The 21,545-nt window shown below is 55.3% G+C and carries 16 protein-coding genes; 5 read left to right on the top strand and 11 right to left on the bottom strand.

Going from position 1 to position 21,545, the window contains the following annotated elements; translation table 11 throughout:
- Positions 1-2: 2 nt before the first annotated feature.
- The 5 genes from PV433_RS02400 to PV433_RS02380 are packed head-to-tail and all read right to left on the bottom strand — an operon-like array spanning position 3 to position 5,435.
- On the bottom strand, positions 3-1,358 hold the full coding sequence (locus PV433_RS02400; protein ID WP_332070603.1) for a F390 synthetase-related protein: 1,356 nt from the start codon (positions 1,356-1,358) through the stop codon (positions 3-5).
- Positions 1,355-2,221 carry an MBL fold metallo-hydrolase gene (locus PV433_RS02395; protein WP_332070602.1) on the bottom strand — a complete coding sequence of 289 codons (867 nt, stop codon included), beginning with the start codon at positions 2,219-2,221 and terminating at the stop codon, positions 1,355-1,357. Before PV433_RS02395 ends, PV433_RS02400 begins: the two co-directional genes overlap by 4 nt.
- 37 nt (positions 2,222-2,258) lie before the next feature.
- Positions 2,259-3,251 carry an NAD-dependent epimerase/dehydratase family protein gene (locus PV433_RS02390; protein ID WP_332070601.1) on the bottom strand — a complete coding sequence of 331 codons (993 nt, stop codon included), beginning with the start codon at positions 3,249-3,251 and terminating at the stop codon, positions 2,259-2,261.
- On the bottom strand, positions 3,248-4,447 hold the full coding sequence (locus PV433_RS02385; protein ID WP_332070600.1) for an ATP-grasp domain-containing protein: 1,200 nt from the start codon (positions 4,445-4,447) through the stop codon (positions 3,248-3,250). The genes PV433_RS02390 and PV433_RS02385 overlap by 4 nt, the downstream gene beginning before the upstream one ends.
- Entirely contained in the window at positions 4,437-5,435 is a 999-nt protein-coding gene (locus PV433_RS02380) for a beta-ketoacyl-ACP synthase III (protein ID WP_332070599.1), read from the bottom strand. Before PV433_RS02380 ends, PV433_RS02385 begins: the two co-directional genes overlap by 11 nt.
- Positions 5,436-5,891: 456 nt before the next feature.
- Between PV433_RS02380 and PV433_RS02375 the strand changes: the two genes are divergently transcribed.
- The 4 genes from PV433_RS02375 to PV433_RS02360 all read left to right on the top strand — a co-directional run bounded on the left by PV433_RS02375 (position 5,892) and on the right by PV433_RS02360 (position 10,591).
- Positions 5,892-6,635, top strand: coding sequence for a polyphosphate polymerase domain-containing protein (locus PV433_RS02375; protein ID WP_332070598.1), 744 nt, complete (start codon positions 5,892-5,894; stop codon positions 6,633-6,635).
- Complete coding sequence (locus PV433_RS02370; protein WP_332070597.1) at positions 6,628-7,314, top strand: DUF4956 domain-containing protein; 687 nt, start codon at positions 6,628-6,630, stop codon at positions 7,312-7,314. The genes PV433_RS02375 and PV433_RS02370 overlap by 8 nt, the downstream gene beginning before the upstream one ends.
- 22 nt (positions 7,315-7,336) lie before the next feature.
- Complete coding sequence (locus PV433_RS02365) at positions 7,337-9,241, top strand: carbohydrate-binding domain-containing protein (RefSeq protein WP_332070596.1); 1,905 nt, start codon at positions 7,337-7,339, stop codon at positions 9,239-9,241.
- Between the two features lie 222 nt (positions 9,242-9,463).
- Positions 9,464-10,591, top strand: a complete 1,128-nt coding sequence (locus tag PV433_RS02360) for an aminotransferase class V-fold PLP-dependent enzyme (RefSeq protein WP_332070595.1) — start codon at positions 9,464-9,466, stop codon at positions 10,589-10,591.
- Between the two features lie 204 nt (positions 10,592-10,795).
- Here the strand turns inward: PV433_RS02360 and PV433_RS02355 are convergent, their stop codons facing one another.
- Together PV433_RS02355 and PV433_RS02350 are read right to left on the bottom strand one after the other, a co-directional pair.
- Complete coding sequence (locus PV433_RS02355; protein ID WP_332070594.1) at positions 10,796-11,962, bottom strand: Gfo/Idh/MocA family protein; 1,167 nt, start codon at positions 11,960-11,962, stop codon at positions 10,796-10,798.
- Between the two features lie 529 nt (positions 11,963-12,491).
- Complete coding sequence (locus PV433_RS02350; RefSeq protein WP_332070839.1) at positions 12,492-13,079, bottom strand: TIGR00730 family Rossman fold protein; 588 nt, start codon at positions 13,077-13,079, stop codon at positions 12,492-12,494.
- Positions 13,080-13,356: 277 nt separating this feature from the next.
- On the opposite strand from PV433_RS02350, the gene PV433_RS02345 reads away from it, so the two are divergent.
- Positions 13,357-13,917, top strand: coding sequence for an AAA family ATPase (locus tag PV433_RS02345; protein WP_332070593.1), 561 nt, complete (start codon positions 13,357-13,359; stop codon positions 13,915-13,917).
- A 182-nt stretch (positions 13,918-14,099) separates the two neighbouring features.
- Here PV433_RS02345 and PV433_RS02340 read toward each other — a convergent pair whose 3' ends face one another.
- The 4 genes from PV433_RS02340 to PV433_RS02325 form a co-directional block, all read right to left on the bottom strand.
- Positions 14,100-16,412, bottom strand: a complete 2,313-nt coding sequence (locus PV433_RS02340) for a glycosyl hydrolase family 28-related protein (RefSeq protein ID WP_332070592.1) — start codon at positions 16,410-16,412, stop codon at positions 14,100-14,102.
- A 394-nt stretch (positions 16,413-16,806) separates the two neighbouring features.
- A complete protein-coding gene (locus PV433_RS02335; RefSeq protein WP_332070591.1) occupies positions 16,807-18,135 on the bottom strand; it encodes an ABC transporter substrate-binding protein in 1,329 nt (442 codons plus the stop codon).
- 11 nt (positions 18,136-18,146) lie between these two features.
- A complete protein-coding gene (locus PV433_RS02330) occupies positions 18,147-19,166 on the bottom strand; it encodes a hypothetical protein (protein ID WP_332070590.1) in 1,020 nt (339 codons plus the stop codon).
- An 88-nt stretch (positions 19,167-19,254) separates the two neighbouring features.
- A complete protein-coding gene (locus PV433_RS02325; protein WP_332070589.1) occupies positions 19,255-21,516 on the bottom strand; it encodes a glycosyl hydrolase family 28-related protein in 2,262 nt (753 codons plus the stop codon).
- Positions 21,517-21,545 lie beyond the last annotated feature (29 nt).

The raw sequence follows: 21,545 nt of genomic DNA, 5'->3' as shown, positions 1-21,545 counted from the left end.
CCTTATCCCCGTCCAACCGGATCGGGGATATTCGCCGTCCGCATCGTCCGTCGGACTCTTCTCAGCTTACGATCCCCCCGCTCGTTCGAGTACGGAGCGAAGTCGATCCGGATCGGGACGCAGCCGGCTTGCCGGCACAGCTCCTGCATCATCCCTTCGACCGTCCGCTCCGTCAACTGTTTATGCGCGGCTTCAACCCGAAGCGAAATCCGCACATGATCCGCCGCCAGCTGCTCCACTTCGTATTCCTCAATATGCTCGGATGCACGAATGACCGTTCTCGATATAAAGTCAGGGAAGATCGGAATGAACCGGGCGGGATCTTCGGCAGCTGGGATATAAAACAAATCGTCGCATCGCCCGTCGATCGATTCAATCGCCGTGTAGGGGGACCCGCAAGGGCATGGCTCCCTTCTCTCGGTCAACATATCGTTTAGGCGGTAACGAATAATCGGCTGCGTGATGCGGGAGAAGTCCGTTACGATCGGGACGAACTTGCCGAGCTCGGCGTCCACAACTTCTTTCTCGATATGAACGATATCTTCATTCAGATGCAAGGTGCCGTGCTCGCATGTCGCGGCCAGAAAACCTTCCGTACATTGGTATACCTGATGCACCGGGCGGATGAAGCTCTCCTCAATATAGAGCCGGTCCAGCGGGTCCAGTACTTCCGCTACCGAGATCAGCCGGTTCGGACGGACGTTCATCGAGCCCGAGCGATGGGCTTCTCCAATGATCCGGAGCATGGACGGCGGAGCGACGACAACGGTCGGACGGTAGGCATTCATTTGGGCGATCAGTTTGTCGGCCGGTGCCAGCAAGTCGAAATAAACGAACTGCAGCCTTCCTTGATTGACGCTTTGATATAAATTGCTGTTCGCACGCAAGAAAAAAGCGACCCGCTCCCGCCTCGCGAATGCGCCCGGCAGCAGCTTGGCGAGCACCGTCCCGGCCCAGGCGAGACGTTCGCGCTCGCTGACCAGGAACAACCCGCGATTGCCGCTCGTACCCGAGGACAATCCGACCGTAACCGAACCGATCTCGGGCCGGAAATCGCGGGTCTGCTCCGCCCGAAGCGCGGCATTCATCGCCTCATCCTTGCGGATGCCGATCGTGTTCAACCGGTCGAAATGCGTCATCATATCCGATTTGTCGATTACCGGAAAGCTTCTCCACTGCTCGTCAGGCAACCCTTGCCACAACTCCCGGTAGTAAGCGGATAAAGCTCGTACCCGTGCGATATGGCGCACGATTTGCTTTTCCTGCCATTGCAGCAGTTGGTCTCTGGAGCGGATTCGTCCCAGCATCCGGGTACGGATATATGCGGAAGCGGTAAGCGCGAGCTGCTTCATCTTCATCCGTTCTCCTCCTTCCCCGCAGGGACGCCATATTCCCGGCAATGGCTTGGCATAATTCGCAGATTCGGCCGATCTTCGTGCAGCCTGCACAGCTTCTCGAAGCTGGTCCGGTAGTCGCTCCGGCTCGACATAATGATACTTGCGGCGGGGTGCGGCGGTCGCCGCTCGCGATACGCGTGGCTCGACCATACAGCATCTGCGCACAGGAATAGCTCCTCATCTTCCGTCGTCACAAACACGCCCATCTGTCCCGCCGCATGACCGGAGACGTCTACAGCCACCACGCTTCCGTCACCGAATAGATCGCAGCCTGTAGAGAAAGGCAGGTCGTCCGGCAGCGGCTGCCAGCTGTCTCCGCTCCCCTCCAGAAGCACGGCGCGTTCGGCGAAATCGGGCGGCATCAAATCCGGCAAAAAACCGCCGCGAAGGGCGCTCCAGCCTCGCTTCCCCTGAATGGCTTCGTACGCGGAACGGAAACAGTAAAACGCCGCCTCCGGAAAATCCCGCAGCCCTGCAATATGATCCGCATGAAAATGGCTGACGATCACGGTCCGGATCTCCTCCGCCCGCTTGCCGAACTTGTCCAGCAGCTGTGAAGCCGCAGATTGCCGTTCCTCAAAAAAGACGGGCGTCATTTCCCGGTAGATCCAATAGGGCCAACCGGCAGCAGCGTCAAAAAAACGGGAAGCATACCCGGTGTCGAACAAGAGGATTCCGCGTTCCGGGTGCTCGATAACGGCAAAGCCGGCAGGAAACCGCACTTTCGCACGCGAACCTCCCCGGATCGTAACCCATTCCGGATGTGTGCAGTAGCCGGCCGTCAGCCACGTAACGGTTACCGTCGTGCGGTTAATAGCTTTCATATGGGTACCTCCAGATCCTAGGCTGCACAAATCCGCCCTACTTGTGATGCTCCCGCCACCAGTCCGCAAATCTGGCGAGTCCTTCATCCACCCTTACGTTTGGCTTATAACCGAGCAAACGTCCCGCTTTCCCGATGTCGAGCGTCTGACTGCGGCTCACCACCCCGATCGTATAACGGGTAAACGGAGGTTCGCCGGGAAGCCGAAGCAGCCGGTACACCGTTTCCAGCCCCGCCGCCAACCGATCAGCTGTCGGATAAGCGAGATGGCGATAACGCGGCGTTACCCCCAATTGACCGAACAAACGGTTAACCGCGTCGACAAATTGAACCGGCTCGCCGTTGCTAATATTGTAAGTTTCGCCCAAAGCCGATTCGGAGGCCTGGGCGCAGCACAGCAGCGCATCTACCACGTTATCGACGTAAGTGAGATCGATCAGTGCCCGGCCGCCGTCAATAAGCGGGATGCCAACCTTGTCGTTCGCCCGCATCAGGCGGGGGAACAAGGCGGGATCGCCCGGTCCGAATATCGCCCGCGGGCGAATGATCAGCGACGGCAGTCCGGCAGCGAACGCCTCGCGTACCCGGCATTCCGCTTCGTATTTCGTACGGGCATAATCGTTCGCGAACCGGCTGGGCAGCTCGCTGTCTTCCGTCAGATTGAATTGGTCCGTGTAGTTGAAATAAACGCTCGGAGTGGAAACATGAACGAACCGCTGAACCGAATGCACCCGTGCCGCGTCCAGCAAAAACCCGGTCGCCGTAACGTTGGATTCATAAAAATCCCGGTATCTCCCCCAAGCCGACGATAAAGCCGCACAGTGGAACACGACGTCCTGTCCGGCAACAACCCGGTGAACGGCTTCGCGGTCCCGCAAATCCAGCTTGACGAAGCGGATTCCTGCGCCGGACAGCGCTTTGCCGGCCTGCTCGTTCCGGCCGACAGCCGTGACGTCCCATCCGAGCTCGAATAGCCGTTCAGCCAGCCGTTTCCCCAAAAACCCAGTGCTTCCCGTAACCAGTGTTCTCATCCGTCACCATTCCATTCCAGATCGATCGTGCTCGTCTCCAGCAGCGAGACACCGCGTCTGCGGCTCATATGGAACAGTTCCCATAATGAGAAGAGTTGCGACCAAAACGGAAGCGGATCGCGGAAACGGATCAGCACATCCCGGCTGCGGAGCATCGCCCTTACCGTTTCGACGCGAGCCACCCACGGCATGATTGGCCGTGCCGCCTGCACGCCCATCATCATACCGATCATCGCCGACCGGCCGGCAGGCGGCTGAATGAGCGGCCTTTCCCCGTTCTCCGGAGCGGAACCGAGAACCGTCTCGGCGATCCCGTCCTCCGGCGCGAAGAGATGAAGCCCGCTTGTCGTCCGTGGGTTGCACTCGATCGGGTATACGGTACCTTCCCTATCCACGATAAAATCGAACGCCAGCTGTCCGTTCAGCCTCTCGGCTGCGACGAACGTCTCCACCCAGCGAAGTACAGCCGGATGCTCGATCGCGGCGAAATGAACCGATGCCCCCATCCCGGCCCGGTAACGCGATTCGTAAGCCGCATGGGCAAGCAGCCGGCCGTCCTTGGCGATGCTGTATGTGCAAACCGGCGTACCCTCAATAAACCGCTGCAGCACCCAAGGGCAGTCCGGCGTCAAAGAATCCGGAGCCTGTATGGGCGGGCCGCCGGCACTTCGCTCGATGATCCGGACCTTTGATGCAAAACGGGAGAATACGGGCTTTAGTACGTACTTGTGTGACACGGATAAACCGGCCGCTTTGTCCTTCAGCTCCGCTTCGCTCGTGATCCGGTGCGTTTCGGGAACAGCCAATCCGTTTTTCTCCACCAACCGGATAAATTCATATTTGTCGTGCAAACCCAGCAGTGCGGGAAGCTGATCGGCAAACACCGCAGCCCCTTCCGCTTCCAGTCTCGCCCGATATTTAACCACATAAAATAGTTCTTCGCAGGTTGGCACGACTAGAGCGATCCGGTACCTTCGAATGAGCCCGACCAGCCCGTCGATAAAAGCTTCCGTATCGTCTTTCGGCGAAGGAACGGACGCGGAACCGGATACGAACCGGGAATACCGGCATACGAACCGTTTCAGACTGTCGCACACATATACCTTCCGTCCTGCCGCATGGAACAGCCGGACCCATTCCAGCGCCGCCGGCGCACGGGCGCCGGTGATAAGCACGGCTTGTGGTTCAATACTCAAGGATCATGCCCCCCAGAGACAATCCGGCTGAGGTGCCGAGCAGCAAGATCCGGTCTCCGCGGTTGATCCGGCTGCGGCGTATCGCCTCATGAAGCCCCATCGGGATCGAGGCGGCGATCGTATTGCCGTGATCCGGCGTAATGTACATAAGCTGATCTTCCGTGATACCCAGCTTTTTGCGGATCAGCCGCATCGCCATGGCGCTTCCTTGATGCGGAATAACCAGCCGGAAGTCGTCCATGCTCATCCCCGTCCCGGCTAACAGCGACGAGACGAAGTCCGGCAGCAGTTTGTAAGCCATCCGGAAAATAGCCTGGCCGTCCATGCGGAACAAATAGTGCTCGCGCGTCGATTCGCTGAATTGCCCGGCGTGAAGCCGCGTGCCGCCTCCGCGTATTTCGGACAAGCGGGCTCCGTTTGCGTAGGTATTAAAGGCGGTTCGTATAATTTTCGAGCCGCCGCCCTCCTCAGTTCTGCCGACAATAACGGCGGCCGCGCCGTCTCCGAACAGCGCCGCGCTTTCCTTATCGTCCCAATTCAGCCCGGTCGAAGCGATCTCTGCGGATACGAGCAGCAGCTTGCCGTACCGGCCCGCTTCCACCAGATACGACATCACATCGAGCCCGGCCAGAAAGCTCAGACAGGTCGAGTTGATGTCGAAGGAGGGAATGCCGTGCCATTCCGGTCCGAGCGCTTTTTGTACCAGCGCAGCCGTGCAGGGGATCGGTTGTTCGGCCGTTCCGCTTGCATAGACGATACAGTCGATATCTTTCGGACACAGCCCCGCCGATTTCATCGCTTCCTTCGCCGCTTCCGCCCCCATATAGGAGGACGTTTCATCATCTATAAAATAACGAACCGACACGTCCGTTTTTTTGTAAACCCACCCTTCCGGCACTCCCAGCAGCCGGTCGATCTCTTCCGAGGTTACTTTTCGTTTCGGCATATATTTGCCGGTAGCGAGTATTTTCACACGTCTCGTATCCATAAGATGCCCCCAATCGTCAGCATACTACGATTTACGTATGGGGTAATTGTAGCAACTGGATGGTGGCGGGAAAAGTACTATCTTTAACTAGTACCTTGGGATCGGTCCGGCGGATATGCGATTCAGATGGTTACATAACAAATATTATGTAGCCTCTATTACGATCTATAAGACCTGCCCTAATTTTAATTAATGTAATTAAGTAGACGTGTAATTAATGCAGTTAACTAAATTTTATTTAATAACATTAATAACTATCATTTTGCCGTGTTCCTTCCATATCAACTGCCCTGTCTGCCGATCTTGAACAGGAATATCGCCCGTCTCCCCCCTTTCTCATTCAGCAGCCTTTCAGCTAATTCTCATGTTTTCTTCAACTTGTCTTCAGAACCGCTTCAGCTTAGGGAGATATACTGCGAGTTAGATGAGCGTTCGACGCGGAGAGGGTGCTGGCACATGGCTATTGAAGTATTTAACCGATATGAGAACAAGTATTTGCTGGACGAAGCGGCCTTCCACCGGTTTTCCAACAGGCTGCTGGAGTATATGGAGCTGGACGATTACAACAAGGAGCATTCGTTTTATTCCATCAGCAACCTGTATTTCGATACGAAGGACGACGCTTTGATTCGCAAAAGTTTATCGAAACCGAAATACAAAGAGAAGCTCCGGCTGCGGTCGTATGGCGTGCCCAATTCGGATGCGAGCGTATATCTGGAGCTGAAAAAGAAAGTGTTCGGTCTGGTCAACAAAAGAAGGTCGGCGCTCCGGCTCCAGGAAGCGTACAATTTCGTCAGAACCGGAATCGAGCCGGCCCCCATGCCTTATATGAACGCGCAAGTGATTCAGGAGATTCACTACTTCCTGCAGCGGTACGAGCTGGAGCCGAAAGTGTATTTGGCCTATGAACGAAAAGCACTGTTTAGCATCGATAACCGAGATCTGAGAATTACGTTCGATACGAACATCCGGTCGAGGCGGTACGACTTGATGCTGGAAGCCGGCGATTACGGCGAACCTTTGCTGGAGCCCGGGCGATGGTTAATGGAGGTTAAGGCCGAGAAGACGATCCCGATGTGGCTGGCGAGAATGCTTTCGGAGCATCAAATGTTTCGCACGAGCTTCTCCAAATACGGCAATGAGTACAAGAAATACGTAAAACACGGGAAAACCCGGCAAGGAGGCATGCAGTATGCTTGATTCTATTTTCAGTTCCGCCGCAGCCGCGACAGAGTTATCGTTGACCCATGCGCTCCTGACGATTCTGATGTCAATTGTCGTAGGCTTGGTGATCAGCTTCACCTATATGAAGACAAGCAGCCGCGGCGGATATTCGCCGAGCTTCACGCTGACGATGGTCGTTTTGCCCGCGATCGTTGCCATCATCATTTTGCTGATCGGAAGCAATATCGCGCGTGCATTCAGTTTGGCGGGAGCGTTCTCGATTATCCGGTTCCGCAGCGCGCCGGGCGATCCGAAAGATATCGCATACGTCCTGTTCACGATGGCGGCCGGCTTGGCGATCGGTGTCGGCTCCTTCGGATATGCCGTCTTGTTTACAGTTTGCCTCTGCTTGCTGATGTTTATTTTGAATTTGACCAAATTTGGGGTCAAGAAAGCTTCCCAGTTGATGCTGAAAGTGACGATTCCCGAGGATTTGAGCTATGAAGCGGTTTTCGACGGCGTGTTCAAGAAGTTTGACGTCAACTATGAGCTGCAAAAAGTAAGAACGACCGAGCTCGGCAGTCTCTATGAGCTGGTTTATCTGATCACGATGAGCACGGCCACGGATCAAAAGCAATTTCTGGATGCGATCCGGGTCCGGAACGGGAATCTGGACATTACCCTAACGATGAGTCCCACTACGACAGACTATTAAGAAGAACGAAAGGAAGATATCCATGACCCGTATGCGAACGAAAATAGGATGCGCCCTGTTATGCATGGCGACCGTCTTGGTCGCCTGCAACGGCGACAGCTCTACACCTCCCTCCTCTGCCCCAACCGATTCGGGGGCGGTATCGGCAGCAGCGGTGAATACGACGAATGTTGCGGGCGAACCCGAGAAATCGGCGTACAAAGACAGCGATTATGCGACCGATTGGACGCAAGAAAATCCGGTATATATCAAGCTGAACGGAACCGCTGCGACGATCGAAGGGACAGGCGCCAAAGCCAAAGACAAGTCCGTAGCCATAACGTCGCCCGGAACTTATGTGGTCAGCGGCACATGGGAGGACGGTCAAATTACGGTCGAAGTGTCGGACACGGAGAAAGTACGGCTCGTGCTGAACGGTGCGGACTTGACGAACAAGAGCGGCGCTGCCCTCTATATTAAAGAAGCGGATAAAGTCACGATCGTTTTGCAGGAAGGCACAACGAATAAAATCTCGGATGCGGCGAATTATGCTGCAGCGGGAACTTCCGATGACGAGCCGAATGCGGCTATATATAGCAAAGCCGATCTTACGTTAACCGGAACCGGCTCGCTGATCGTGCGGGGCAACTATAATGACGGATTGACGAGCAAGGACGATCTGAAAATTACAGGCGGCACGATTGAGATCCATGCGGTGGACGACGGACTATTAGGCCGGGATCTGGTCGCCGTCAAAGACGGAACGATCGCGATCGAAGCCGGCGGAGACGGCATCAAAACGACGAACGATACCGATGCATCAAAAGGCAGCATCGCCATCGAAGGCGGATCGTTTCGCATCAAAGCTGGAAGCGATGGCCTGCAATCTGCGGCGGCGATCCGGATCGACGGCGGCACGTACGATATCGTGGCAGGAGGCGGCAGCGCCAACGGCGCGGTAAGAACGGGCAACGATCGTCCGGGATCGTGGGGCGGTCCCAATACGGCCCAGCAGACGGCAGCAGATGATTCGCCCAGCACGAAAGGGATTAAAGCGGCCAAGACGATCCTCGTGACGTCGGGTACCTTAACTATCGATTCCAGCGACGATGCGGTACACAGCAACGGTACGATCTCGATCGCCGGCGGAGAGCTCCGGATAACGTCCGGTGACGACGGCATCCATGGGAATACTTCCATCGCCATTACCGGCGGCACGATCGATATTGCCAAAAGCTATGAAGGGATCGAAAGCTCGGAGATCACGATAACCGACGGGATCATCCGGCTTGTCGCCAGCGACGACGGCATTAACATTGCCGGAGGAAATGACGGCTCCTCGGTGGGAGGACGACCGGGACAAAATAATTTCACCGCGGCGGGTCAAGGCAAGCTTGTCATCCGCGGAGGCTCCTTGACGGTGGACGCAGCCGGCGACGGTCTGGATTCCAACGGCTCGATCGATATGACGGGCGGCACGGTCATCGTGAACGGTCCGACCTCGAGCGGCAACGGAGCTTTGGACTATGACGGAACGTTCACCATTAGCGGGGGCACCTTGATCGCCGCCGGAAGTGCAGGCATGGCCATGGCTCCTTCGGAACAGTCCGCCGGGCGTTCCGTCCTGATGACGTTCTCGCAGACGAAAGCGGCAGGAACGGTCGTCGAGCTGAAGGACAACAGCGGGAACGTCATCGTAAGCGCTACGCCTTCCAAAGCGTATCAAACGGTTGTGTTCAGCTCCCCGGCCCTCAAGCAAGACACGGCCTACACCCTCTATGCGGGTGGAACGAAAATCGTCGACTTTAACATTTCCGGCTCTGTCACCTGGTTGAACGAATCGGGAGTCACGAGCGGACGCAGCGCAGGTCCGGGCGGTGCAGGCGGCAATCCCGGCATGAATCGCGGACGCGGAGCCGGCACAGGTATGGAACGGCCAGCTCCATAAATCAACTGCTCCACTAGCAGCAAGCCGGCGCACAGCCGGCTTGTTTGTTTTTTCCTCAAATCCCCCTCCCAATCGCTTTCCCCTGCGATGCTCCTTTTAGCCGCCGATACATTGACTTCAAAAGATCCGCTTCCCCCCATTTCCAATCTTTGAGATAATCGAGCTAACTGCTTCAGATGCGTTGTCATCATTGTATCTCTATCCGGAAAGGCGGACATATGGATGTCAAACTTCTATAGTAAACTAGGCGTGGCTACGGTCATTAACGCCGCAGACTCCTACACCATGATCGGCGGATCGCTGATGCCTGCTGAGGTTATCGAGGCGATGGCGGATGCAGGCCGATATTTTGTTTCTCTGGAACAGCTGCATCTGAAAGCCGGTGAGCGGATCGCCCGGCTTACGAGAAATGAAGCCGCTGTCATTACAAGCGGCGCCGCCGCTGCACTGACGGTGGCGACAGCCGCTTGTATGACGGGTGCGGATGAAGCGAAGGCGAAGGCATGGCCTCTTCATGAGAGCTCAAGGAATGAGGTCGTTATTCATCGCTGCCAGCGCAACGGCTTCGACCTTGCGATCCGGCAAACCGGGGCAACCTTGGTTGAAATCGGAGATGCGGAAGGAACGATTGCCGAACAGCTGGAATCAGCATTGAGTGATCGAACAGCATGCGTCATTTATTTCGATACGGTGCAATTCGCTAAAGCGGCACTATCTCTGGAGGAAGTGATACGAATCTCCGGCTCGAAAGGCATCCCGGTCGTCGTTGACGCTGCGGCACAGTTGCCCCCGGTGAGCAACCTGTGGAGATATACGGAAATGGGCGCAGATCTGGTTATTTTCTCCGGAGGCAAGACGCTTCGCGGACCGCAAAGCACGGGATTTATCGTCGGGAAGGAACGTTATATTGCGGCATGCCGCCTCTTTGTGGGCGCCAGAAATTCAATCGCCAGGCCGATGAAGGTAGGCAAGGAAGAGATCGCAGGTTTGGTGGCCGCCATAGAGCGGTACGTCAATCTGGACCATGCCGCGATGAAGGAACACCATGAGCGGCTTGTCCGCCGTCTGTGTGAGGGTTTGAACCGGGCGGGCTGGCTCGCCGAACGGGTATATCCCGGTCCGACCGGACAGGATTACCCTCTAGCTCATGTCAAGCCGGATCATTCCGCCTGCACGGCAGAACAGTTGAGCAAGCTGCTGCTGGACGGGACCCCGTCCATCCTCGTAGCCTTGACCCCCGATCAGCAGGGACTGGCGCTGAACCCTCTTCATCTGAACGAGGTTGATGTCGGGCAAATCATTGCGCGGATGAGCGAGTTGCTGGACGAGGGGCAGAACGAAAGACCTTAGTACCGTCTTCGCATCAGTGTGCCGCTCCGGCTGAACATTTTATGCGGGAGTCGACCCCCGTTCAGTTGAACACGGGGAACGCTTTTTCTGCAGCGGCTCCAACTAATATTAACGCCCTGCTGCGGATTGCCTAAGCAATCCGCAGCAGGGCTTTCGGTTTGCTACTTTTACCTTCTTTTACCGGTACGATCTTGCCTTAGCGGCTTATACCGGTTGTCCGGTCCGTTCTGGAGCTGAGGCGGCATCGTATTTGACCCATACCGCTCCTTTATCCGAGCTCTCCAGGCACTTGTCGATAAACCGTACGCCGTCGGCCCCTTCGCTGATGCGCGGATAATCCGCCGGTTCGGCGCCGGTGAGCGTCCCGTCTCTAAGCAGTTTTAACAATTCTCCGCTGAATGCGGCGTAAATATTCGCAAACGCTTCATATAAGCCTTCGGGATGGCCGCCGGGAAGCCGGTTGAACGCCGCCGCTGCCGGAAACATCGGATCTCTGCCGCGGGACAGCAATTGAAAGGGCTTTCCCAAGATGGAAAGCTGAAGCTCCTCGGAACGTTCGTGCTGCCACTCCAATGAACCTTTTGTCCCGAACAGCCGGATCTTCAAACCGTTTTTGCTGCCTGGCGCCACTTGGGAGCACCAGTACATGCCGGTCGCGCCGCTGGTGTATTTCACCATAATGTTGGCATTGTTGTCGAGCTCCATCAACGTCCCGTGCGACTGCAGATCGGCACATAGCGACTCGATCTCAAGTCCGGTTATGTAGGAAACGGTATGAGCGACGTGTACGCCGATGTCCGCCACACAGCACGATTTGCCCTGCCGGGCATCCATTCTCCAGGATGGCGCAGTCGCATGAAGCACCCATTCCTGAGGGTATTCCGCCATCACGGAAATAATATCGCCGATCTCCTCTTGTCTGACGAGCTCTCTGGCCTGCTTCACCATCGGATAACCGGAATACGTGTACGTTACCCCGAACAATAGGCCACGTTCGTTCGCGAGCCTCTCCAGCTCCCGCGCCTCGCCCTCCTCGATCGTTACCGGCTTGTCGCAGACGACGTGAATTCCGTGAAGGAGAAACGCCTTGGCAATCTCGTAGTGCGAATTGTTCGGCGTTACGATGACGACGAAATGAATCCGGTCTTCGCGCGCGGCCTCCATCTCGGCCATCTCCCGGTATGTCGAATACAGCCGGTCCGGGTCGATGCCGTACTTCTCCCCTGTAATCGCCGATTTGTCGGAGTCTCGAGAGAAGCATCCCGCCGTGAGAACGTTGCGACGATCGAACATGGCCCCCCGGGCATGAATATCTCCGATTAATGAACCTACCCCTCCGCCAACCATGCCAAATCTAAGGACGGACTGCATGAAATCCTCTCCCTTCGCTTATTGCTGCGCATCTGCGCAAGAATTACGTTCGATCAGCTCTGTGGACATCAGCATCTGTCTAGGAGGAATCTTCGATTTTTCGAGCAATCGATCGGCTGTGGACCGCCAGTCTTCCCGGCGCCTCTTTATTTTGCAAAATCACGGTGATCGGCGGGGGATCGATTTGTTGCATAGTCTGTCCGCCGTCTTCCATCCCGCTAAAATTATAACCGATACCACTTGCGTTGTTGCACATTTTTATAATGTTTCCAAAGAAATTTTAGTGTGGTCCGGCAACGCGAACCTCAAAAGACCGGCCTCCCGTAGCAGGGAACCGGTCCAACGGATACGCATCGATGTTTAGATAGCGCCCCGGGCTTCATCATATTAGTGTTGTTCCGACGCTTCCCTAACCACGGAATAGGTGGAGGTGGAAGCGCCTTTGGTTTGAACTCTGTACGAGCGGTGCTAACGAGATTAAGGGCGACTTATTGAACAGCTCCTGGGAACTGCCCTAACGCTGTGCTGCTCACCCTTTGGGAGTCAGCTCCACCCATTTTTGTCCTTGATCGACTGGCGCGTACTGGAGCAGACGTTCGATCAGCCGGACCGGGTCCGGTTCCACGACAAGAAGCTTCATATTTTCTTCCTTCATAAAGCCTTCCCGGACGGTGTGTCTTAGCATCTCGACGAGCGGATCGAAAAAGCCGCGGACGTTCAGCAACCCGATCGGCTTGGCATGAATGCCGATCTGAGACCAGCACGCCGCCTCGAACAGCTCCTCATACGTGCCGAGTCCTCCAGGCAAAGAAATGAAAGCATCCGATAATTGGGCCATCAGCGCTTTGCGCTCGTGCATAGTGCCTACTTCGTGGAATTCCGTCAAGCTCGTATGAGCCAGCTCTCTGCGAAACAATCCGGTCGGCATAACACCGATCGCCTGTCCTCCCGCCGAGAGTACTTTATCCGCTACTCGCCCCATTAGCCCTACGCTAGCCCCGCCGTACACCAGATCGATCCCGTGCGCGACGAGCGCGTCCCCCAACTCGTTGGCCGAAAGCTCATAATCGGAATGGTTGCCGGGATTCGAACCGGAAAAGATGCAAATACGCTTAATGTCGTTCATCATTAACCTCCTTAATCTCTATCCAGTATAAAACGATTTGCGACAAATTGCATCTGCCGCCCTCTTTGGCTCCGAGAGCTGGCCATTTCAAAAAAAACGAAACTGATAAATCGGCAGCGCCATGCGAATCGTCATCGTATGCTAGCCGACCCGGTATACCTTGCGCTCCGCTCCGCCTTGTAAAGTGCATTTCCTGACGGATTCGATCGGATCTGGCCCCCCGCTTCCTTTTCCCCTATAATCTATAACAAGAAAGGAAGTGGAAACGATGAAGTTCGTGCTGCTGTTCGGTCCGCAGGCGGTCGGCAAGATGACGGTCGGGCAAGAACTCGCCAAAATAACAGGGTTAAAGCTGTTTCACAACCATATGAGCATCGAGCTGGTCGCCCCGTTTTTCAGCTATGGTACGGAGCCGGGAAAACGGCTGGTCAAGCTGTTCCGGCAGGCCATTTTCGAAGAGGTGGCAGCCAGCGATTTGGACGGATTGATCTTTACGTTCCTCTGGTCGTTCGATCGTCAAGCGGATTGGGACTATGTGGACAACGTTTGCCGGATTTTCGAATCCAAGGGGGCCGACGTTTATTTCGTCGAGCTGGAAGCGGAGCTGCCCGCAAGACTGGAGCGCAACAGAAGCCCGCACCGGCTCGAGCATAAACCCACGAAACGGGATATCTCCTTCTCCGAACGGGATCTGCTGAGCAAGATGGAGAACAACCGGCTGAACTCCCTTCCCGGTGAAATCAAAAGAGAAAAGTATATGCGCCTCAACAACACCGCGCTCGCTCCCGAACGTGCAGCCTTAATGATCAAGGAACGGTTTGATCTGTAAAGGAGCGCGCAGACGGTCTCGTCCGCTTTTGCCATACTCCGCCGCAAACCGCAAACTCCCCTCATCCGGATCGGAACGAATTTCACTTCGTCGTATCCCGACTACAGAGGAGGAATTCCCCGAAATCAAACCGGCCGGAATTCCTGATCTCCAGGATTCCGGCGGTTCACAGTCATATTCGTTCAAGACGAGAAGACGCCGAAATCCCGCAGCGCTTGCTTCAGCAGATTCACTTCCGTCTCCAGCGCCGATACGGTGGCGCCGCTCGTATCCGCGACCGGTCCCAGGTTGCCGATCGGCCCGAACGGCTTCAGGACAGGACTGACGTAACTGATCGCGCTCGGAGAAGGAACGTTGGTAGTGAGCGCGGCGTTCAAGCGGACCTCGTTGCCCGAGATGCGGACGACTCTCCGTACTTGATTCCCGGTATCGATCCGTATCCATTGATCGACTCTGAGAGAGGAGGCGTTGTTAACCGTGAAGTAAGGCGACCCGGCGCTGCCTGTTCCCTGCACCCCGATTAACGTCCCCGCCGTACCGGTCGTCATTACTTTATATCCGGCCGGCGTTTTGCCGTCCGTCACGGCAGCTCCGGATATCCATACGATATCTCCCTGATTGTAAGTACCGCTTACCGGAGGGTAGACGGAGGAGAACTTGACGAACTTCTGTACGGCATCGGTAGTCACCGAAGCACTCAGGAACAGCCACAGTCCGCCCTGCTTCGTCCTGACCAGATTGTCGCCGACGATCACATCGGAATACGTACCGTCCGAATCGCTGATGCGAATCGAAAACATCCCTTTCGCCGCATCGTACGTATCCGAGATAAGATTGCCGGATATTCGCGCCCCCGACACGGTGGAACGCAGCATAATTCCCGAACGGTACGCTTCGGCCGGCGCCGGATAGTGCCCCGCATTGATGATCATATTGTCCGTAATTTGCAAGTTGGTTACGGTCGCCACGCCTGCCGAGCCGCCGACGAGTATACCGGTCAGCGGAGCGTTTTTGATGACGTTGTTGCTGATGATCATATTCGACAAGTCCGAATTATGCGTAAAGCCGATCCCGCAAGCCATACTAGCCATTTCGCTCCGGTACTCGAACTCTTCCTGGAAGACGATCGTATTGTTGCTCACTGTAATATTTTCGAAAACGGTCTTCTCGCTTGTCCATCCCGCGCTTGCGATACCCACGGTCAAGTATCGCCGATGCACCTTGTTGGTCAGCGTAATCGTATTGCCGATAACCGTTACGTTTTTGACCGGATGGGTGCCGTAGGGCCCAATCTGGATTCCTTGATTGGCGTTGCTGATCGTATTGCCGGAAACCGTCATATCGCACCGGTCGTCCGTGCCGTTACCCGCTTGGAGATTGACGCCCGTATAATATCCGTCCATCACATTGTTCGAAACGACGCTTTGCCCCAGATGCGTCTCGATCGCCCCTCGCGCCTTCTGCCCGGGAGCCGCATAAAACATACAGTTCATCACCGTATGATTCCGGCCGTTCAAATAAATCGCGGAGTTGTCGTAATCGCCGGTCCCTCTTGCCATGACGAAGTTGAAATAACAATCCGTAATCGAAGCGAGGTAACCCGTATTGCTGTTGAGCGAAACCGAGTTGACGCCGCATGTAGGATCGAAATGCACATTGTCAACGCTTACATTTTCGTAGCGGTACGAGATGATGCAGAACTGGTAAAAATAAACCGTGTCTTTTCTATTAAGGTCGATGTAACAGGTGAGATTGTTTTGCGGATTTTGGTCGAACCGCAGCTTGCTGATCCGTACATTTTTAAGCGGCGCGCTGCTGCTGCCGTAGAAGATCGTAAAGTAATCACCCGCATTGTCCTTCACTTTAATGACCGAGCCGACGCCTTCACCCAGCAGGTTCACATCGTTTCTCAGCGTAATCCATTTATTCAAATACGGAGATACGATATACGTGCCTTTCGGGAAAAAAACGGTCCCGCCGCCCATCGCGAATACGGCGTTGATCGCGTTCTGGATCGACTGAAAATCGTCGCTGCTGCCGTCGCCCTTCGCTCCGAACCATTTGACGCTTACATATTCCGTCTCGATAATCCGTTTGAATCTTGCTCCGGACGAAGACACGAGCACCGTTCCCAGATTGTCGGCCGTAGCGGTGTCGGCAGGATCGTACCTGAAGAAGCCTTCCTGACCTTCGTCGGTGACATAATATAACAAATCCGCGCTCGGATTCGTCTCCACCCTTATGGCGGCAATCGTCGAGACGACGCAGTAATCCATCTGCATCAGCTCTTTCGGTTTTATCTTATTGCCGTTGCCGTATACCGCCTCTGTCACCAGATTCGCGCCATTTCCGTAAGCGCTACCAAGCGATGAGCCGACAGCCGCGGCTCCGGCCAGCCCTAGAGATACAAGCAATTTCCTTCTGCTAACCATGCTGCTTGCAGCTTGATGAGAATCTTCTTCGCCACTTCCGTTCGGTTTCATACGTTCTTCCATTCGGTTTTCCTCCCTAAATAAGTGTAGAGCAAGGATTTCGGACTTCGAATAATACGTGAACCGAGTATCGTGCGGGTTGCAGTCTTCTCTGGGTGCTTTCAAGCGATGGTGAAGCTCTTGTTTTCAGAAACCGCTTTCAACATAATCTTAGCCGGAGCCGGACAAAAAAGCTTTGTCCAGCCGACCGTTTTTTTTGTGCTGCGAATTGTTATTTTGTTCAGCATATTGGTTAAATTGTTCGGACTCTGCAGAAGCTTTCAGCCTGCCTGCGTTATTGCCCGTGTTATTCCCGACTGTCCGGAGCGTACAAAGTCTGAGCCCACCTTACGGATTTGAAACCGTTGGCTGCATGTCGGGGGCTGACCTTGTACGGACTCCGGTCGTCCGGGTGATGTTATTTGTTTTTGTACTCGGCGATGATCTTGAGCGATTCTTCTTCGGACTTGCGGAACGCGGTATTGATATCCATCTTTTGTTTCATAATCTGGTCCGCATATTTCGCATAATTGGCGACGATCGAAGCGTCGTAAGGCGCTTTTGCAGGAATCGGAGCGAATTTGTTATGGAAGACGGCTTTGAGATTTTTGTCCTTAAACGGCGAATCCTGTCCAAGCGCTTTCTGAACGGCTTCGTTTTTCACGACCGGCATAATCCCTTTTTTGGACAGCTCCATTTGGAATTCGTCGGAAACCATATACTTAAGCACTTCCATCGAGGCGTCCGGATTTTTGCTCAGCTTCGTAATCCCGAAGTAAAACGGATACGACTGGGAGCCGACTCCCGGCTGCTCCTTGAACGTCGGCAGCGAGACCATGTCCCAATTCAGCTTCTGAAGGTCGTCTGGCAGTACATAGACGAGACTGGACAAATAGGCGTACATGGCTACGTTCTGGTCCTTCAGGAAGTAGTTGATGTCCGGTACTTTGTTCGTCTTATCCAATTGCTCCTTGTATCCGGCATCCATATACGGATCGAGAAATACTTTTTGGAAAAACAACTTCCACTTCTCGTCCTTATTAATGGTCGGCGTTTGCGTCTTTACATCCACATTCGGAACGGAAAACTGATTCATTCTCAACAGATGGTTCGCCGAGGTCGTAAACCCGTAGTATTGCGTACCGCCTTCGTTCCGGGTCAGTTTTTTGGACAGCTCGAGAATCTCGTCCCACGTCATGCCGTCTTTCGGATACGAAACGCCGAATTTATCGAACAGCGTTTTGTTGTAATACAATACCATGTTGTTCGTATGAACGGGGATGCCAGTCAGCTTGCCGCCCGACGAATCGCGAATACCCTGGATAACCGTAGGCTCGATTTTGGTCAGGTCCACTTTATGCTTTTTGACCAATTCGTCCATATCGATTTCGAGTCCGTTATCGAACATCATCGATTCATAGTTGCCGGTCGAGATGAAAAATATATCGAACTTGGTGCCGGCGGTCAGCAGTTCCGGCATGGTGCTCCCCTTCGTGCTCTGAATATACTTGATCGTATAGTTCGGAAACTTCTTGCGGATCGAATTGCCGAACCGGTAATCGAAGCTTTCCGCAGGATCGCCGTTCGACGAGTAAAAGACGATTTCCGCCGGTTCGCCGGTTTTTGGCGCAGGAGCTGAAGGCTCCTCTCCGATATTGTTGCCTGACGTTTGCGTACCGCAGCCTGCTGCTACAGTAGCAAGCAGTGCCGCCGATACGAGTGATGCCGCGCTCATTTTTTTAAACATTGGATATCCCCCTAATCTTCTTGTGTGGAATAAAACCGGTAGCTTCCCCGCCAGGAGATCGTCCTCCGTGCGGGCAGTTCATACGCCTTCTCCATGATTTGCAAAAAGTACGACTTCCCGTACTCATAGGTAAATGCAGCCGGCCGGTGCGCCGCAACATGCTCCATCGTCCCGAGACCGTAGCTCCGGTCCAGCCGGACTTCGAGCCGGTGGCGGATCGGGTGCTCATTCGCGGAAGAGATCAGCAGCCTGTCGATGTCCGGGTAATCCGGCAGCTTGCCGGAATCGCTGTATGCCTTCACCGGACTTGACGATACGACGCGGTCTCCGGCCATGTAGGCGATATCGCCGTTCCACGCGTAATTAACCGTCTGCAGCCCGTAATATCGGGTGATGGTGACATCCTCCAAAGCTTCGATCTCCGCGTGCACCTGCACTCGTCCCCCGGTCACGGTGTACCGGATCGTTTCCTGCAAAATTTCGCGGCCGCGGCCGTCCTCCAGCTTCGTATTGTAACCTTGAATCCGGTTGACGACTCGCAGCTCGACCTGATCCGACGGAACGACGTCCCCTTCCTGCAGCTCCACCCCGTCCGCCGTTACCTGAACGGACACCGTCCGGGCCGTCGCAGAGCCGGTATCGTTGCCGTTATAAGCGTGCGCGCCTCCCGTAAACTCTTCGGCGCTGCTGCCCGTCCCGTTCCGGTTCGCTTTGACATAATAAGGGCCGATCCAGTCGGACAGCGCATTCTGCAAGACGGAGGATGCCCGGTTCAGATCCGGATTCGCACGCTCCCCATCGTTTGCGGCAAGCCGCCACTGGGAGAAGCTGTACAGCCGGTTCGCGCCGGAATGATCGAATACGATCCACAGATCGTATTTACTTGAATATTTGTGAGCGATCGTTACTTTGCTGTCTTGCTTCAAAACGTATTGCATTGGATCGGCGGGATTGTCTTTCTGATTACAGCCCGTCGGCAGCAGGAGTAGAGCGATCAGCAGCCCGACCCCTATACCGGCTTTTGTAAACAATCGGCCGCCTCCCCCCCTTCCCTGATTGTCGTCTCCGGGGGAACGCAACGCGATTCCAGCCGGATCGTTCCGGCTTTCCCGGAAGTGTCTAACGCCCCACAATTCCGTATGTCCGCAGCACCTCCTTCAACCGGTTCACCTCCCCTTCAATCTCGGACAGCGTTGCGCCATTCGTATCGTCTACAGGGGCGAGGCTTCCCAGCCGACCGAACGGGTTCCATAACGGGGCCGCATAAGTCACGGGACTCGTACCCTGGATCGCCGTCGCAAGCGGCGTTTCGAGCCTCACCTCGCTGCCGGCGATTCGGACGATTTTCCGCACCTGATTGCCTGCGGCGATCCGTATCCATTGCCCCGTCTCAAACGGCGAGGCATCGCTTACGGTAATAACCGGTTGCCCCGCTTCGCCGGCAGCTCGTATGCCGCTTAGCGTCCCGGAGGTGCCCTCGGATACGGCTTTGCAGCCGACCGGCGTTATGCCGTCCTTCGAGTTCAGCCCGGTAATCCAGACGATATCTCCCGGCCTATACGTACCTGCTGCCGGAGGATAGACCGGTGATGTGAACACGAGCGGCCGCACATCGGTTCGGACCGACGGGCTGAGCAGCAGCCACAATCCCCCCTGGTTCGTCCGGATCTGATTGCCCGTCACCTCGACGTCCGTGTAAGTCCCTTCGCCGTCGCTGATGCGGATCGAACAAACCCCCTTCGGCTCGTCGTACGTATCCGAAATCAGATTGCCGCTGATCCGCGCTCCGATTACGGTTGATCTTAACGCGATGCCGGCCCGGTACGATTCGACCTTCGTCGGATAATGACCGGCGTTCACGATCACATTTCCGGTTATTAATGCGTTCGAGACGACGCCGGCTTTCTGAAAGCTTCCGAGCTGAATGCCGGTGATCGGGGCGTTTTTGACAATATTGTTGCTGATCACGACGTTGCGGATATCCGAGTTGTGCGTGAACCCGATTCCGTAAGCCAACGCCTGCATATCCGCTCTCGGCTCCAGCTCTTCCTCGAACACGATCGTATTGCCGGTAACCGTAATATTCTCGAAAAACGTCGAGTCGTTCGTCCAGCTTGCGCTCGCGATGCCGGTCGTCAGTCCCCGCTTGTGCCTCAGATTGGATAAGCTGATCGTATTGCCGCTCACGGTTACATTTTTCACCGGAAACGTCTTGTAAGGCCCGATCTGGATGCCCTGATTGGCATTGCTGATCGTATTGCCGGTAATCGTCATGTCGCAGCGGTCGTCGCTGCCGCTGACGTTGCCCGCTTGCAGATTGACGCCCGTGTAATAACCGTCCATCACGTTGTTCGTTATCGTGCTCTGCCCCAGATGCGTCTCGATCGCTCCTCGCGCCTTCTGCCCCGGACCGGCATGGAACAGGCAGTTCGCCACCAGATGATTTCTGCCGTTTAAGTAAATTGCGGAATTGTCGTACGTGCCATTGCCTTTGGCCAAGACGAAATTGAAGTAACAGTTCGTAATCGAGGCGAGCTTGCCCGTGTCGCTGTTCAGCGAGATGGAGTTGACCCCGCTGGTCGGATCAAACTGCACGTTGTCGATCGCGATGTTCTCGTAGCGGTACGAGATGATGCAAAACTGAAAGAAGTATCGCGTATCCTTCCGGTCCAGATCGATGTGGCAAGACAAGTTGTTCTGCGGGTTCTGATCGAACTTCAGGTTGCTGATGCGGACGTTGCGCAGCGGTTCGGACGTGCTTCCGTAAAAAATCGCGAAATAGTCGCCGGCGTCGTCCTTCACCTTAATCACCGAGCTTGTTCCTTCGCCGAGCAAATTTACGTTGTCCTTGAGCTTGATCCATTTGCTCAAATACGGGGACACGATATACGTGCCTTTCGGGAAAAAAACAGTGCCTCCGCCCTGAAGCGATACGGCGTCAATCGCGGCCTGGATCGCCGTGAAATCGTCGTGGCTCCCGTCCCCCTTGGCTCCGAACCATTTTACGTTCGTGTACTCAGTTTCCCTGATCCGTTTGTAGCGAACTCCGGATGCGGTGACCAGAATCGTTCCGTCGTCATCGCCGGAGACCGGATCGCCCGCATCGCAATAAAAGTGACCTTCCCGGCCGGGATCGGTGACGTAATACACAAGCGACGGATCAGCTTCCCCCGTCATCGCCCTCAGTTCGTCCATGGTGGTCACCCGGGTGCCGTTCGCCTCCCGCATCTCCGCCCCGCTGCCGTTAACCGCAGCCACGGAAACGCCAAGTACCGCAGCGGCCCCCGCCATGCCGAGCGAAGCGAGCAGCGTTCTTCGGCTGACGCGTTTCTCCGGTCTAGGCCGTGTTTCTTCTCCCCGCTCCTTGTTTTCCTCAGACATTGTAAACTCCTCTTCATGTACGCGATGCA

Source organism: Paenibacillus sp. GYB004, from assembly GCF_036577605.1.
Lineage (GTDB): Bacteria > Bacillota > Bacilli > Paenibacillales > NBRC-103111 > Paenibacillus_AB > Paenibacillus_AB oceani.
Note: the sequence above shows the minus strand (reverse complement) of the source record. Positions and strands in the feature narration are given on the sequence as shown.